12 protein-coding genes are annotated in these 15,295 nt (G+C 67.7%); 4 read left to right on the forward strand and 8 right to left on the reverse strand.

Annotated elements, in window-relative coordinates; translation table 11 throughout:
- Positions 1-195: 195 nt before the first annotated feature.
- Positions 196-3,339 (reverse strand): error-prone DNA polymerase, encoded by a 3,144-nt coding sequence (locus tag D103_RS0100435; protein ID WP_026280211.1) that lies wholly within the window; start codon positions 3,337-3,339, stop codon positions 196-198.
- A gap of 129 nt (positions 3,340-3,468) precedes the next feature.
- On the opposite strand from D103_RS0100435, the gene D103_RS0100440 reads away from it, so the two are divergent.
- Positions 3,469-4,011 carry a cyclin-dependent kinase inhibitor 3 family protein gene (locus tag D103_RS0100440; RefSeq protein ID WP_026280212.1) on the forward strand — a complete coding sequence of 181 codons (543 nt, stop codon included), beginning with the start codon at positions 3,469-3,471 and terminating at the stop codon, positions 4,009-4,011.
- A 15-nt stretch (positions 4,012-4,026) separates the two neighbouring features.
- Here D103_RS0100440 and D103_RS0100445 read toward each other — a convergent pair whose 3' ends face one another.
- The 3 genes from D103_RS0100445 to D103_RS0100455 are packed head-to-tail and all read right to left on the reverse strand — an operon-like array spanning position 4,027 to position 7,019.
- Positions 4,027-5,283 (reverse strand): FAD-binding domain-containing protein, encoded by a 1,257-nt coding sequence (locus tag D103_RS0100445; RefSeq protein WP_018875395.1) that lies wholly within the window; start codon positions 5,281-5,283, stop codon positions 4,027-4,029.
- Positions 5,280-6,239, reverse strand: coding sequence for an NAD(P)/FAD-dependent oxidoreductase (locus tag D103_RS0100450; RefSeq protein WP_018875396.1), 960 nt, complete (start codon positions 6,237-6,239; stop codon positions 5,280-5,282). The genes D103_RS0100445 and D103_RS0100450 overlap by 4 nt, the downstream gene beginning before the upstream one ends.
- A 6-nt stretch (positions 6,240-6,245) precedes the next feature.
- A complete protein-coding gene (locus D103_RS0100455; RefSeq protein ID WP_018875397.1) occupies positions 6,246-7,019 on the reverse strand; it encodes an SDR family NAD(P)-dependent oxidoreductase in 774 nt (257 codons plus the stop codon).
- 216 nt (positions 7,020-7,235) lie between these two features.
- Here D103_RS0100455 and D103_RS0100460 point away from each other — a divergent pair, with 216 nt between their 5' ends.
- Complete coding sequence (locus tag D103_RS0100460) at positions 7,236-8,807, forward strand: deoxyribodipyrimidine photo-lyase (RefSeq protein ID WP_018875398.1); 1,572 nt, start codon at positions 7,236-7,238, stop codon at positions 8,805-8,807.
- A 141-nt stretch (positions 8,808-8,948) separates the two neighbouring features.
- Positions 8,949-9,596, forward strand: coding sequence for a bifunctional 2-polyprenyl-6-hydroxyphenol methylase/3-demethylubiquinol 3-O-methyltransferase UbiG (locus D103_RS0100465; protein ID WP_018875399.1), 648 nt, complete (start codon positions 8,949-8,951; stop codon positions 9,594-9,596).
- A 278-nt stretch (positions 9,597-9,874) separates the two neighbouring features.
- On the opposite strand, the gene D103_RS0100470 is transcribed toward D103_RS0100465, so the two are convergent.
- The 4 genes from D103_RS0100470 to D103_RS14335 all read right to left on the reverse strand — a co-directional run bounded on the left by D103_RS0100470 (position 9,875) and on the right by D103_RS14335 (position 13,995).
- Complete coding sequence (locus D103_RS0100470) at positions 9,875-10,825, reverse strand: PDC sensor domain-containing protein (RefSeq protein WP_018875400.1); 951 nt, start codon at positions 10,823-10,825, stop codon at positions 9,875-9,877.
- Between the two features lie 691 nt (positions 10,826-11,516).
- The gene (locus D103_RS0100475; RefSeq protein WP_018875401.1) at positions 11,517-12,416 is read right to left on the reverse strand and encodes a histone deacetylase; all 900 of its coding nucleotides are present in this window, start codon (positions 12,414-12,416) and stop codon (positions 11,517-11,519) included.
- Positions 12,417-12,432: 16 nt separating this feature from the next.
- Positions 12,433-13,191 (reverse strand): bifunctional 2-polyprenyl-6-hydroxyphenol methylase/3-demethylubiquinol 3-O-methyltransferase UbiG, encoded by a 759-nt coding sequence (ubiG, locus tag D103_RS0100480; RefSeq protein ID WP_026280213.1) that lies wholly within the window; start codon positions 13,189-13,191, stop codon positions 12,433-12,435.
- Positions 13,192-13,620: 429 nt separating this feature from the next.
- Positions 13,621-13,995 (reverse strand): hypothetical protein, encoded by a 375-nt coding sequence (locus tag D103_RS14335; RefSeq protein WP_018875403.1) that lies wholly within the window; start codon positions 13,993-13,995, stop codon positions 13,621-13,623.
- A 532-nt stretch (positions 13,996-14,527) separates the two neighbouring features.
- Here D103_RS14335 and D103_RS0100490 point away from each other — a divergent pair.
- Positions 14,528-15,292, forward strand: coding sequence for an SDR family NAD(P)-dependent oxidoreductase (locus D103_RS0100490; RefSeq protein ID WP_026280214.1), 765 nt, complete (start codon positions 14,528-14,530; stop codon positions 15,290-15,292).
- Positions 15,293-15,295 lie beyond the last annotated feature (3 nt).

The raw sequence follows: 15,295 nt of genomic DNA on the forward strand, positions 1-15,295 counted from the left end.
TTTCGCGGGCCAGGGACAACAGGCCGAGAGATCACGCCTGTCCAACCAGGGCCGTTTCGCGTGATCGATTCAGCGATGCATGCCGGGAATTCTCGGTGAACTCCGTCTGCTCTGTGGTTTTCCTTCGTGCCTTCGTGAGCTTCGTGGTGAATAAGGCCCCGGTCTTTTAGTCGCTATGCGGATGACGAATGCCGATCAGCCGAAGTCGCGGGAGCGGGTGGTCAGCTCGCCCAGCCAGGCGCTGCGGTCGATCAGGCGCTGCACGATCAGGTGGCCGACCCCCTCGCTGTACTGCCATTCCCCGTGGGCCTCCAGCAGGCGGCCGTGCAGGACCTCGGCGCGAAAGCGCTCCACCCGGTCCGGCCAGACGATCAGGTTCAGTGTGCCGCTCTCGTCCTCCAGGGTCAGGAACACCGTGCCGTTGGCCGAGCCGGGCCGCTGGCGGGTGATCACCAGCCCGGCATAGCGCGCCCTGCTGTGACCGGGATGCGCCAGTAGCCGGGCGGCGGTGACCAGTCGGCGCTGCTCCAGGAACGGGCGCATCAGCGCCAGCGGGTGCGGGCCCAGGCTCAGGCCCTGGGTGGCGTAGTCCTGTACCAGATCATCCACCGCATCCGGTCGCGGCAGCAGCGGGGTCACGTCGGCCTCGCGCACCGTCTCCGTCGGGGCGTTGGCGAACAGGGGCAGGGGCTCCTCCACCGCCTCGGTCACCCAGCGCGCCTGGTGGCGGTTGCCGGCCAGACCCTTCAGGGCATCGGCGCGGGCCAGGCGGTTGGCCTGGGCGCGGGTCAGGGCGGCGCGGGCGACCAGATCCGGCACGTCCGCGAACGCGCGTTCGGCGCGCGCGGCGACGACCCGTTCGGCTACGGCCTGCGCGAGCCCGCCGACCCGGTTCAGGCCCAGGCGCAGGGCCAGCGCGTTGCTTCCGGCGACCGGTTCCACCGTGCAGTCCCAGACACTGCAGCGTACATCCACCGGGCGTACCTCCACGCCGTGGCGGCGCGCGTCGGCGACGATCTGTGCCGGGGCGTAGAAGCCCATCGGCTGGCTGTTCAGCAGCGCGCAGGCAAAGATCGCCGGTTCGTGGCACTTGAGCCAGGACGAGACCCAGGTGATCAGCGCAAAGCTGGCCGAGTGCGACTCGGGGAAGCCGTATTCGCCGAAGCCGAGGATCTGCTTGTAGAGCTGTTCGGCGAATTTCTCCGGATAGCCGCGTTCACGCATGCCCTTCATCAGGCGCTCGCGGTAGCGCGCGAGCTGGCCGGTGCGGCGCCAGGCCCCGATCGCACGGCGCAGCCCGTCCGCCTCGCCGGTGGAGAAGCCGGCCGCGACCATCGCCAGCTCGATCACCTGCTCCTGGAAGATCGGTACACCCAGCGTGCGCCCGAGCACACGTTTCACTTCTTCGTTCGGATAGCGCACCCGCTCCGGGTGGGCGCGGCGCTTCAGGTACGGGTGCACCATCTCGCCCTGGATGGGACCGGGGCGCACGATGGCGATCTCGATCACCAGGTCGTAGAAGTTCGCGGGCTTCAGGCGCGGCAGCATGCTCATCTGCGCGCGCGACTCGATCTGGAACACGCCCAGGGTGTCGGCCTTCTGCAGCATGCGATAGACCGCCGGGTCCTCGGCGGGGATGTCGGCCAGGCCCCAGTCGCGGCCGCGGTGCTGCGCCATCAGCTCCAGCGCGCGGCGCACGCAGGAGAGCATCCCCAGCGCCAGCACGTCGATCTTCAACAGCCCCACCGCGTCGAGGTCGTCCTTGTCCCACTGGATCACCGAGCGCTCCGGCATCGCCGCGTTCTCGATGGGCACCAGCTCGTCCAGCCGGCCCTCTGCGATCACGAAACCGCCGGTGTGCTGCGACAGGTGGCGGGGGAAGCCCAGCAGTTCGGCGGTCAGCGTCTGCCACTGCCGGGCCAGGGCGCCATCCGGGTCCAGCCCGACCTCGCGCAGGCGCTCGGCGGGGATGCCGTCGTCCCACCAGGCGAGGTTGGCGGTCAGCGCATCCAGCCGCGCGCGCGAGATGCCCAGGGCGCGGCCGACGTCGCGCAGGGCGCTGCGCCGGCGGTAGCGGATTACCGTACAGGCCAGCGCCGCGCGCTCGCGGCCGTAGCGCTGGTAGATGTACTGGATCACCTCCTCGCGGCGCTCGTGCTCGAAGTCGACGTCGATATCCGGCGGCTCGCCACGCTCGGCGGAGATGAAGCGCTCGAACAGCATGCTGGAGCGCGAGGGATCCACCGCCGTGATCCCGAGGGCATAACAAACGGCGGAATTCGCCGCCGAGCCGCGCCCCTGGCACAGGATCCCGCGGCCGCGGGCAAAGCGCACGATGTCGTAGACCGTCAGGAAGTAGGGCTCGTAGCCAAGCTGCGCAATGATCCCGAGCTCGCGCTCGATCTGCTCGGACACCTTCGGCGGGATGCCGTCGGGCCAGCGCCCGCGCGCGCCCTTCAGGGTCTCCTCGCGCAGGTAGGCGGCCGGGCTCGTGTCCCGGGGCAGGGGATCGGTCGGGTAGCGGTAGGTGACCGCATCCAGCGAGAAGTCGCAGTCCTGTGCGATCCGCACACTGGCTGCGAGCCAGGCGGCGGGATACAGCGTGGCCAGGTCGTCGCGCGGGCGCAGGCAGCGCTCGCCGTTGGGGAAGCGCGCCGGGGCCGCCTCGGCAACCGTGGTGCGCAGGCGCAGCGCGGTCAGCACGTCCTGCAGGGCACGCCGGCCGCGAGCGTGCATGTGCACATCGCCGCAGGCGACGATCGGGAGCCCCGTCGTGTCGGCGAGCTGCCGTGCGCGGGTCGCGAGCGGGGCATCCTCCGGCGTGCGCAACTGGCTGACTGCCAGATGGGCCTGGTCCGGCACGGCCCACCCGGCCAGCCAGCGGGCCGTTTCGGCGAGCGTCGGCTCCGCGATCTCGGGCTCGATGCGCAGCAGGACGTGCCAGCCGGTACGGGCCTCGGCGGGCAGGGCGTCGAGGTCCGCTTGCGTCAGGTGGTAGTGCCCCTTGTCCGCCGCCCCGCGCGCCCGGGTGATCAGACGGCACAGCGCGGCATAGCCCGCCGCATTACGCACCAGCAGGGTCAGGGCGGGGCCGTGTGTCAGCCGGAAGGTCGCCCCCAGGATCAGGTGCAACCCGCAGTCCTTCGCCGCCGCGTGGGCGCGGACCACGCCGGCCAGCGAGGCGGTATCGGTCAGCGCCAGCGCGCGATAGCCCAGCGCCTGGGCCCGCTCGACCAGCTCCTCCGGGTGCGAGGCCCCGCGCAGGAACGAGAAGTTGCTGACGCTCGTCAACTCGGCATACGCCGGGCTTGCGGGCTGAGGGGGCGGGGTGTCTTCCATATACTGTATATAAAAACAGTACAGCGGCGCACGCAAGAAACCGGGCCCGCGCGGAGGGTCCCGGAATGCACCTCACCGCCTGCAGGGGCGCTACACTGAGGCGCCATTCCTGACGCGCTGGAGCGCCTTGTGAACCCGCCAAGCACCGATTCGCCCGTTCTCGATATCGGCAGTGTTCCGCTTCCCGAGGGCGGGGCCATTGGCATGACCCGCTGCCCCGGAAAACGTCCGAATGAAGCGGTCTGCGCGCCGCGGGATGTTCAGGCGGATCTTGCGGCCCTGCGGGACTGGGGCGCGGGAACCGTCGTGACCCTGAACCAGAACCGCGAGCTGACGGGGCTCGGGGTGCCGGACCTGGGCGCAAGCGTCCAGGCAGCCGGCATGCGCTGGGTGCACCTGCCGATCGGGGACATGGCCGCCCCGGACCGTCCCTGGGAAACAGGCTGGGGAGACGTCGGGCCCCGCATCCATCAGTGGCTGCGGGCGGGGGAGCGCGTGGCCTTTCATTGTGGTGGCGGGCAGGGTCGCGCGGGGACCATCGCGGCCCTTACGCTCATCGAACGCGGATACACGCCGGACGAGGCCATTCAGACGGTGCGCAAGGCCCGCCCCGGTGCGATCGAGAGCCCCGACCAGGAGCGCTACCTGCTGAATCGACCGCTCCCCACTTGATCGGACTGCCTGGCGTTACAGGCCGTTCCGGGCGAGCAGTTCCGGGATCTGGCGCTTGAACCGGAAGAATCCGTGGGTGGCATGGGGCCAGGCGAGGTCGTCCCACATCCGGCGCAGCGGAATGACCTCGATTCCGTCTTCCCCCAGCTCGTGAGCAATGACATCCAGGGCGTCGGCCAGGGGCCCGACAGGCGCCTCCGGTGTGGCGATGGTGGTCACGCCGGCGGTGGCACACTGCGACCGGAGGGTCTCCGCATTGAGTTGCGGGAGAACGGTTGCGGGTTGCTGTAGGCTCTCGCCCGCGCGCCGCGCCGCATCCTCGGCTAGCGTGTCTACCCAGTGGCCAGTCGCGGCCCCAAATGGCCAGGGCATGTCAGGGTGGCCGCGCCGGGCGACGGCGATTGCCGCCACGTCGGTCTCCTTCGGCAATACTTCCTGACCGCTGAAGTCGTCGCCATGCAGCAGGAGGAGCACACGCCGGCCGCGCGGCAGGGGTCGCGGGCCCGGGAGGGCCCCAGCAGCAGGCGGACTCTCGTCGCGGATAGCGGGCGCTTCGGACGCCAGACCGTGCGGACCGAACCGATTGTCGGTAAACCGGGCAATATTGTCGGTCGTTGCGAGGTAGATCTTGCCCGGCGTCTGGATGCCCGCGACCCAGCGCCAGCCCAGGGTGTTGGAGGCAGGGTCGGCATCGAGCAGATGGCGCAGGAAGAAGTCCGCCCCCAACGTCCACGGCAGCCTCAGAGTGAAGATCCAGATCGACGCAAACCACATGCGCGCATGGTTGTGCAGATACCCGGTTGCGACCAGTTCGCGGGCCCATTGGTCGAATCCGTCGACTCCGCTGCGCCCGGCCTCGGCCGCGGCGACGGCCTCGCGCAGGCCATCGTCTTCGGCGAGGCGTGCCCGATCGCTGTCGCGTTCTTCCAGGAAGGCCCGCCAGACGCGGGGGCGCATCTGCAGCCACCCCTTCCAGTAGGTACGCCAGAAGACTTCCTGGACAAACTTCTCGGCCGCCTCGGGTGAATGCCGGGCCAGGACCCGTGCGATCACCTCGTGTTCGCTAATGGCTCGATGGCGGATGTAAGGCGAAAGCAGCGATACGTTGTCGCGGCCACCGGGCCCGGGGTCGCGGTTGCGCTGGGCCGCATAGTGACGCCCCGCGCGGGGGACAAAATCCGACAGCCGCTCCAGGGCGGCCGCCCGTGACGGCGGGAAAAGGGCGGCGCGTTCGTCTGGTGTGTCGCCGTCGGTGTCGACGAGGCCGGTCATGGGGTGCCCCTGTGCGGGGCGGGAAGGTTCTCGAGGACCGCGTCCGCTAGGGCCTGGCCGCTGTCGAATGCCGACTCGACGCGCGGTCCCAGGGCCCAGTCCCCGCAGGCGCCCAGGCGCTGCCCGGCGTCCCAGAGGCAGGGGCGGCCGGCGGCCTGCTCGACTCGCGCGTACAGCCACCGGTGGACCTGATGCTGGAGCAGGCGGCCGGAGCCGAGCAGGGGCCGCAGGGCGCTCAGTAGCGGATGGGCCAGTTGATCCGGGTCTTCCTGGATGTGCTCGCGGGACCAGTCGGGGCCAGCGTGGGCCACGAGGGCCTCGGATTCCGCATCTCGGCCAGGTTTGGTGCCGTTCCGGGCAACCCATGCCAGTGGTTGCCCGGACAATTCGCGCGACGTTTCGTGCAGGTCGGTCCGGCCTTCGACGGCGGCCATCAACGCAATGCAGGGGGCATAGCGAACGCCTGCGAGCTCCGCAAACCCCGTCTCGGCGGTGGCCGCCAGCTCTGCGGCCTGCGGTGCGGGCAGGGCGAGCAGGACTGCGTCGAACGGGCCCTCAAGGCCGGCATGTTCAGGCACCGACTCGATCTGTAGATACCAAACCCCGTCTGAACGTCGAAGGCCGTCGACTCGGGAGCTGCGCCGCACCTCCAGGGGTGCAGCCAGGGCACCGGCCGGGGCCGTCATGTCGGGGTGGCCCACAAGCCTGTCGGCTCCCCATTCCGCCACCACACCCTGCGCTTGCCAGGCCTGTACCTGACGGCGAAAGCCTGCCCCACGAGCAGTGAAATACTGGGCCCCGTGATCGAAGCTCAGGCCATCCGTGCGCCGCGTCGCCATGCGTCCGCCGAGGCCCCGGCTCTTCTCCAGCACGAGACAGTCATGACCGGCATCGTGCAGCCGCCGGGCGGCTGCGAGCCCGGAGATCCCGGCACCAATGATCGCGATGCGTGCCACAACCCTTCAGCCGCCTGTCGGGACCATTGGGCGCACGCGGGAGAACCCGCCGTCCACCGACAGGACCTGGCCGGTGACCCATCCGGCCTCGTCGGACAACAACCATGTGACAGCCCGCGCGAGGTCTTCCGCCTGCCCGTAACGCTGCAGCGGATACTGCGCCACGATCTGTGCCTCGGCACGCGGGGAGGCAAACAACCGTTCGGTGGCGCCCGTCCGTGTCAGCCCGGGTGCAATCCCGTTAACCCGGATGCCGTGGCCGGCGTAGGTCGCGGCAGCGGCCGGGACCAGGCTGGCGATCGCACCCTTGGCCATCGCAATCGCCTCGTGATTGGACACGCCGATCTGAGCAACGACCGAGCTGAACAGAACGGCGCTGCCGCGGGGTTCGTCCGTCTGGAGTCGGGCCTTCACCCAGGCGCGCAAAGTGTAAAAGGCGCTGTCCTGGTTGGCCGCCATGCAGTCGCGATACTGCGCCTCTGTGGTTCGGTGCAACGGGGCCAGCAGCGCGCTGCCGGCACAGTGAGCGAGTCGCGTGGGGGGCTCGCCGAAATGTTCGGAGGCCCGGACCACGGCCGCATCCGCGCCTTCAGCGGTACTGACATCCGCGGCGATCGTACAGGCCTCGAGGTCATTCGGAAGCTGCCCGCGAAGGGCTTCCAGCCCCTCGGCGTTGCGCGAGACAAGAGCGACCCGGTCATATGCGGGATCGAGGGATCGCAACAGCGCGCTTGCCACCCCGCCGGTTGCGCCGGTCACCAGGACTGTCCGTTTCGTCATCGCGCGTGGCTCCTTCGGGCTACTTACATGGGGCAAGACAAAGCGTTCGTCCTGTCTCCGGAGGGCAAGTTCAACAGGGACCTTCGAGCCGCCCCTGAGCGGGTTGTCGCTTTGCCCCGCACGAACCCCGAGCGCCGCCGGGTGTCTGCACTGGGAAGACCGGGCGGCGGCTTCCATGCAGGCCCGCCCAGCCCCACCTTGCGGAGTCCGTGACAGATGCCCAAGCCCGTCCACCTCGTATGGTTCAAGCGCGATCTGCGCGTCGATGATCACGGCCCGCTTCATCACGCCGCACAGGCGGGACCCATACTGCCGCTGTACATTGTGGAGCCCGGCTACTGGGAGCTGCCGGATACGAGCCGGCGCCATTGGGATTTCATCCGGGCCAGCCTCCTGGAACTGGACCAGGCCTTGTCCGATCTTGGTCGGTCCCTCGTCGTGCGCGAGGGCTCTGCGGTGGAGGTGCTCCAGCAGCTACTCGACGAGATCCCGGTTGCAGCCGTGTACAGCCATCAGGAAACCGGGAATCGCTGGACCTATGACCGTGATCGTGCGGTCGCACGCCTGCTGCGCGATCGCGGTGTCCCGTGGCGCGAGTATCGTCAGCATGGGGTCGTGCGCGGGCTGCGCAACCGCGATGGCTGGGCGTCCCAGTGGGAGGATTTGATGCGTGAACGCCCCTTTGGCGCACCTGGGGCTTTGGCTGCTGGACCCGCGGTGGCCGGCGGGGTCGACCGCCTGCCGCAGGCTCCGGCGGGTGTTGCGGCCGACGCCGCGATCGATCTGCAGTCCCCGGGATTGCAAGCCGGGCGCCGCGTTGTGCGCGATTTCCTGCGCGAGCGCGCAGAGCACTATGCCGGTGGTATCAGCAGCCCCGCGCGGGCCTGGACCGCCAGTTCGCGGCTGAGCCCGCATCTGGCTTACGGCACGGTTTCGTTGCGCCGCGTGCTGCAGGCCTCGCGCGAACGTCAGAGGGAGGTGGGCGCGCCGCGCGGCCTGGATCGCCGGCAGGCAGCATGGAAGAGGTCGCTGCGCCAGTTCGAGGAGCGGTTGCACTGGCACTGCCACTTCATGCAGAAGCTGGAAGATGCCCCGGACATCGAGTTCCAGAACCTGCATCGTGCTTGCGATGGACTGCGTGAAGACGCCTTTGATGAGCACCGTTTTCGTGCCTGGCAAGACGGCCTCACGGGATACCCCCTGGTCGATGCGTGCATGCGCGCCTTGCGCGATCACGGCTGGATCAACTTCCGTATGCGCGCGATGGTCGTCGCGTTCGCCTCATATCACCTCTGGCTCCACTGGCGCCGGCCCGCGCAGCATCTGGCACGCATGTTCACGGACTACGAGCCCGGCATCCACTATAGCCAGATGCAGATGCAGTCGGGAACGACGGGTATCAACGCCCTGCGCATCTACAACCCGGTGAAGCAATCGCTGGATCAGGATCCGGACGGCGTATTTATTCGGCAATGGGTACCGGAACTGGCGCGAGTACCGGGCGACTGGATTCACCAGCCCTGGAAGATGACAGAGGGCCTGCAGCGTGAATCCGGTTGCCGCATTGGCCACGACTATCCGCTGCCGGTGGTGGATCACGAGCACGCGGCGCGGCGGGCACGTGAACGCTTCAAGTCGGTGCGCGGGACCGGGGCTTCCCGTCAGGAGACGGCCGGTATCCACCAGCGCCATGGCAGCCGGCGCCGCCCTTCTGCGCGTACCCCGGGCCGGACGAGGCAGGCGCGTACGCGGGATCAGATGGACCTGTTCCCGGACCCGGATCCGTGAGCGGCTTCCGGGGTACGGCTTCGGTGCTCGTCGAACAGCGCGGCTGTCCTGCATGTGTACGCGGTAGAGTAGGGCGTTACGGCCGGCTCGGTAGGGCGGGCTCGCTCCGTCAATCGTCACCGGTACCGGTCGAGGCATGCCATGCGAAGCGCGATCTATGATTTCCTGATCCTGCGGCTGACGGCTCACTGGTACGCGGCGGCGCTGGAACGGATTCCCGACGGGGCACGGGTTCTGGACGTGGGGATCGGCACGGCCGGGGCATTACTGGCCAACGCACCGGGTGTCAGACGCAAGGAATTGCGTGTCACGGGGATCGACATCGACGGCGACTACGTCCGTCGGGCCCAGCGGCGGTTGGCGGAGTCACCGTTGGCCGACTGCGTCGAGGCGCGTCAGGAATCCGTGTACGACCACGCGGGCGGCCCCTACGACGTGGTGTATTTCTCGGCGAGCTTCATGCTGCTGCCCGATCCAGAACAGGCCCTGCGCCATGCCACTGGCCAGCTACGACCGGACGGTCGCTTCCTGTTCACGCAGACCATCCAGCGTCGGCCCTCTCGCTGGATGGAGTGGTTCAAGCCGCTGCTGCGACGGCTCACTACCATCGATTTCGGGCAGGTGACCTACGAGGCGGATCTCCGTGCCCAGCTGGCGGCGGCCGGGCTTGTGGTCGAGGAATGGACCGTACTCGCCACCCACGGGGCTCGCGCCTCCTGTCTGGTGGTGGCGAGACCTGCCAGTACGACCGCCGGTCAGGATGCCAGCCAGCGCGCCAGCAGCATATAGCGGCCACTCATCGATCCAGACCACCAACCCCCGTAGGAGCCTGCTTGCAGGCGAAGTTCCGAACAGGCGGTCATTCCGGAAACGCACAGCGGTTATTCGGGAACTCGGGCTCCGGGGCCGGGGCGGACGCCAGAGATCCCGGCTCTGCGCTTTGCTTCGGCCGGGATGACGGTGTGGCGCGTGGAAGGAGATGGGCGCCCACTTCCTCACGCTTCGGCGTCTCTCCGCTCGGGGCGATGTGGGGTCAATCCGAAGGCAGACATCCAGGCACCGAGGGGTTACGGGCGTTCGTGCTCTTCTCCGGAGCCCAGCCAGAAGTCCAGGCGTTTGGCGAGAAACTCCTGCCCGCTCATGTAGTGGGACCCATCACAGGAGAAGTTGAGGCCAACCATGCCGTTGAAGATATTGAGGGAGCCGGAGCGCAGGTAGATCGTGTCGTCCATGAAGCGCAGCTCGCGGAAGGTACGGAACACGGCTGCGACCTGCTCCGTGGAGAGTACTGCCTCCTCGGGGTAGGTCCGCTGGGGATAGGCGAGACAGATCCCGGGATCCGTGAGGTCCTCGTAGTCCAGCAAGCGGTAGCGGAACGGGTCGCCGCGCAGCCACAAGGTGGCCCGGGAACTGGAGAAATGCAGCTTGCCGTGGAATACGCCGTGGGCGGCCACCAGCTCGGTCAGGAGATCCAGTACCTCGTCGATCCGGGTGTCGAGCGGGCTGTCCACCCGATGCTGGTTGAACAGGCCCCCGCGGATCGCTGGATCCCCCTTCAGCTGCATCCATTGGTCCGGCTGCTGATAGAGGTCGCGGGTCAGGGGCAGCTCCCGCAGGTCGAAGTCCGCCCCCAGAAACCCCAGCAGTGTGCCGTCGCTTTGGGTCAGCCGTTGCACGGCCGTCAGGGTAGGGCGGCGCCGATTGCGGCTGATGTAGGCCGACGACATCGAGAATTCGGCACCCGCCAGGGCATCGGCCATGTAGGGCCGGGTGCTGCGATCCCTTCCGGCCTGGTCCGGCAAGGGGCCTTCCGGGGATACGTTGGCGGTCACCTGGTGAGCGCGCGGATCGAGCACATAGAGGTACTTGCAGGACGGCAGCGCGCCCAGGGCCACGGCGAGTCGCTGCTCGAGGGCCTCACGCTCGCCCCACCTCTCGGCGCAGGGGCCCACCAGCCGCGCCAGGGCGGTCGACAGTTGCCCCTGAAGCAGCAGTCGCTGCCGGGCCACCGCCGTCATTGTCGCTTCACTCATGGCCTTCGCTCGGAGGATAACGATGGGAACGCGCCCGCCAGGGGCGACCGTCTCGCGAGGGTGCCGCAGGACCGGCGGTGGCGCAACAACCGACTTGACGCATCCTGACGTCGGATAGGCCACGGCGTTGGGCGTGTCACCATTACGGGCTATAAGTGGCCCCTTGATGGGACTATTCGTAGAGACAGCTACCACAGCGCGGCGCGCGCTCAACAGCTCAGGTCGGCCCTCTGGCCGAGGCAGCGGCAAAAGACAAGCGCCGGCCCGCGAAATCCAAAGGTAAGCACCTGATCACCACAGGTTCCGTCAGCGAGCTGCGCGAGAAGCCAGCCATCACCGAAACGACGATACCGCCCCAAAGCGCTTGCGCCTGTTCGTCACCGAGGCTGAAGCCTCCCTACTGTAGGAGGCGAGCCCTCTCGCCGATCGGGCATGTCCGGCGCCCCATCGCCCAGAGGGCTGGGCTCCTACCGGAGAAGGGGGCTGTGGCGGCATGTGAACAAGATGGGTGTCCTCTTCCGTGGTCATCCCGGAAACCGCGCAGCGGTTATCCGGGATCTCGGCCGCCGAGGCAGGAGCGGACGTCAGAGATCCCCCTCTCCGCTTCGCTCCGGCCGGGATGACCGTGGGCACCGGGAGGAAGATGGGTGCCCTCTTGCTCGGTCCTCTTTCTCGGTCACAGGGACGCGGCGGTCCGATGGAGAATCGCATGGCGATCGGCAAGCGCCGTGATGTCGCGGTCGTAACCCCCGCCGATCACCGCTGCCACGGGCGCGGCCCTCTCGCGACAGACCTGCAGCACGTGCCGGTCACGCGCCTCGAGGCCCGCATCGGTCAGCTCCAGATGCCCCAGCCGATCCGCTTGATGTACATCGACGCCGGCGTCGTACACCACCAGGTCCGGGCGCACGGCGTCGATCAGGGTCGCAAGGGCATCTCGCAGGGTGGCCAGATACGCATCATCGCCGGTGCCGCGGGCGAGTTCGATGTCGTGGTCGCCGGGCGTCTTGCGCGCCGGGAAATTGCTGCCCGCGTGCATGGAGAAGGTCACCACCTCGGGGGTATCCGCGAAGATGGCGGCCGTCCCATCGCCCTGGTGGACGTCGAGGTCGATGATCAGGACACGCTGGACCCATCCCATAGCGCGCGCATGGGCCGCTGCGACGGCAATATCGTTGATCAGGCAGTACCCGCTCGCGAACCCCGCGTGGGCATGGTGGGTGCCGCCGGCGGTATTCAGAGCCAGGCCGTCGCTCAGTGCAGCCTCCACGGTCAGCAGGGTGCCGCCCGTCTCCAGTCGCACGCGCTCCACCAGCGCTTCCGACCACTGGAACCCGCTGCGCCTCTGGGCGGCCTTGCTGGTCTGGCCGGACAGGAAGGCATCCAGGTAGGCCGGTGTATGCACGCGGGCCAGAGCCCCCCGAGGGGCGATCTCCGGTTGCAGCCAGTCGATTGTCGTGTCGCCCAGCTCGGTTTCCAGCCGGTCCCGCAGGGCCTGGAACTTTGCCATGGGGAATGGATGCCCATCCGGCAGTTCGATCGTGTAGCGCGGATGATGGATCAGCGGAAGCGGCATACCGCGGACTTGTCCTTCAGGCTTCGGACTTCTGTGCCAGGATCATGTAATTGACACTCATCGATCTCGACAGCCACATCCGGCGGGAAAGCGGATTCACCTTGACTCCCGTCTGCGCCACAGGCTCCAGGCCGTCCCGCGCCAGCAGGTCCCGCGTTTCCCGCGGCGTCACAAAGCGCTTCCACTGATGAGTGCCCCGGGGCAGGATGCGGAACAGATACTCCGCCCCGACAATCGCCACCACGAACGAGACCGGATTGCGATTGATGGTGGCCACGAAGGTGTGCCCGCCGGGACGCAGCATGCGGTTGACGCTCCCCATGAACGCGGGCAGGTCCGCCACATGTTCGACCACCTCCATGTTCAGGATCACATCGAAGGTCTCGCCACGCGCGGCGAGGGCCTCCGCGGTGTTCACTTCGTACCCGATATCCAGGCCCTGCTCCGCGGCATGAAGCCGCGCAGCGGCAATGTTGCGGTCAACGACGTCCACGCCCAGTACATCCGCGCCCAGGCGGGCCATGGCCTCGCTCAGCAACCCGCCGCCACACCCGATATCGAGCATGCGCAGGCCGGCCAGGGGGCGCTCGGCCTCCGCGTTCCGCTCGAGCGAGCGACAGAGTTGGTCCCGGATGTAGTCGCTGCGCAGGCCGTTCAGCACGTGCAGGGGCCAGAGTCTTCCATCCGGTTGCCACCACATCTCGGCCAGGGCGCGGTAGCGCTCCACCTCGTCCGGGTCTACGGTTTGGTCACGTTCCACATTCGGAGAAGTCATGGGCTGGGTCGCTCGCCATCGGCACAAAGGTCTCTTTCCGACCACACGTCGCCGGTTTTGATCGCAGCTGCGGACGATCCGCATTCCCGTGTACCCCTGATCACGCCCCATAGCCCTGAGAGATTCTGGGCCCAGTGGGCGCCTGCCTGCAGACGAAGACCCGTCAAAAGTCGGGCGCGGGCAGGGGATTCGCCTGCAAGCAGGCCCCTGCAGGAGGCGTTTGGTGTCCCGGGCCGATCGGAATCCGCGCAGCGGTTAACGGCCCTTGGGGACAGGCGGGGTGACGTCAGAGAGTCCGGCTCTTCGCGGCCGTATCGGCCGGTTACCGGCAGCCAACCTTGTCATTGATCAGCACAACGTACGGAACTTGCTGTGACGTCGTATCAACCAACGAGTTGAGGAAATCGCCACGGACACCTAAAACATGGATCAGTGTTTCCCTAAAGGGTGCAATTGCCTAGTCCAGCAGGAGGGAGCGTCATGAGTTGCCAGGAACATCCGAATCACGAGCATGAACACGGACCCGGCTGCGGACACACCGCGGTGGAGCACAACGGACACGTCGATTACCTGCATGATGGCCATCTCCACCATCCGCATGGCGACCATGTTGACGAGCATGTCATCGAGGTGAGCGAAACGAACCCGGATCACTGCACCCCGGACCACCAGTGCCAAGGTCATGACCCGAATCACGTGCACGGTCCCGGCTGCGGCCACGAGCCCGTTCCGCACGGGGACCACGTCGATTACCTGGTAGATGGCCACCTGCATCACCCCCATGGTGACCACTGCGACGACCACGGGCCCCTCAAGGTCGTGGCATCGGGGACCTGACTCACGCCATCTCGGCCACGGGATTGGTTTGCCCGGCTCCCCGATCCTGTGTTGCGCCCCGAATGCATCAAAGACGCGCGGGTAGAACCGCTACCCGCTGCGCGTCGCGCCTGGTCTCGGAAAACCTGTGGCACCCACGCGAGTGGGTACATCGATCAGCGTTTCCCTAACGGACCTCACGACGCCGGTTTTGATCGCGGCGGCGGGCGCACCGCAGGATCGTGTACCCCAGATGCCTCTCCCATAGCCCTGAGGGATTCTGGGCGCGGTGGGCGCCTGCCTGCAGGCCAAGCCCCGGCCAAAGCCGAGCGGGCCGGGTATTCGCCTGCAAGCAGGCTTCTGCAGGAGACTTGCGGTGTTCCGGACTGGCTGGAGAGCTTGCCGGGCACAGTTGCGATGCTGGATCTGACCAGGGGTGGGTGGCCTCTTGGTTGGTGTTGGACCGGACCGAGCGAATAATGGGATTGTTCTCGGAGCGTTTGTGATCAGGAGAAGCAGCATGAGGGGTCTGGAAGGAAAGGTGATCGCAATTACCGGTGGCGCCGGAGGTATCGGCGAGTGCACTGCGCGCATGGCGTACGAGCAGGGTGCCAGCCTGGTGATTACCGACCGCGAGACCGGACCGGTCGAAGCCATCGCCCGGTCCCTGGGTGAGCGGGCGATCGGGATGGCGGTGGACGTCACTCAGCGTGAGGATAACGAGCGCATGGTGGCGGCCGCGCTGGAACGCTTCGGCCGTCTCGACGGGGTGTTCCTCAACGCCGGGATCGAGGGCGAGGTCGGCCCATTCGAAAGCCGCTCCGATGCAGCCTGGGAGAAGGTCTTCGCCGTCAACGTGCAGGGCGTGCGCCTGGGCGCGGAGGCCGCTTTGCCGGCGCTGCGACGTGGCAGCGGCGGGAGTATTGTGATCACCTCCAGCGTGGCCGGGCTGCGCGGCGCCGTGGGCTTGTCGCCGTACGTGTCCAGCAAGCATGCGGTGGTCGGCATGATGAAGTGCCTGGCCGCTGAGCTGGGGCCGGAGAACATCCGCGTGAATACACTCAACCCGGGGCCGGTCGCGAATCGCATGATGCAGTCCATAGAGGAGCAAGCGAAGCCCGGTCACGCCGACGAGGTGCACCAGGCCTTCGAGGCACGCATTCCGCTGGGCCGCTACGTCAGCAACGAGGAGTGTGCCGGTATGGCGGTTTTCCTGCTGTCTGACGCTGCTTCGGGCTGCACTGGCAACACGTATGTTGTTGACGGCGGCCTCTGCTCGCAGTAACGC

This window comes from Thioalkalivibrio sp. ALE31 (assembly GCF_000377405.1).
Classification (GTDB): domain Bacteria; phylum Pseudomonadota; class Gammaproteobacteria; order Ectothiorhodospirales; family Ectothiorhodospiraceae; genus Thioalkalivibrio.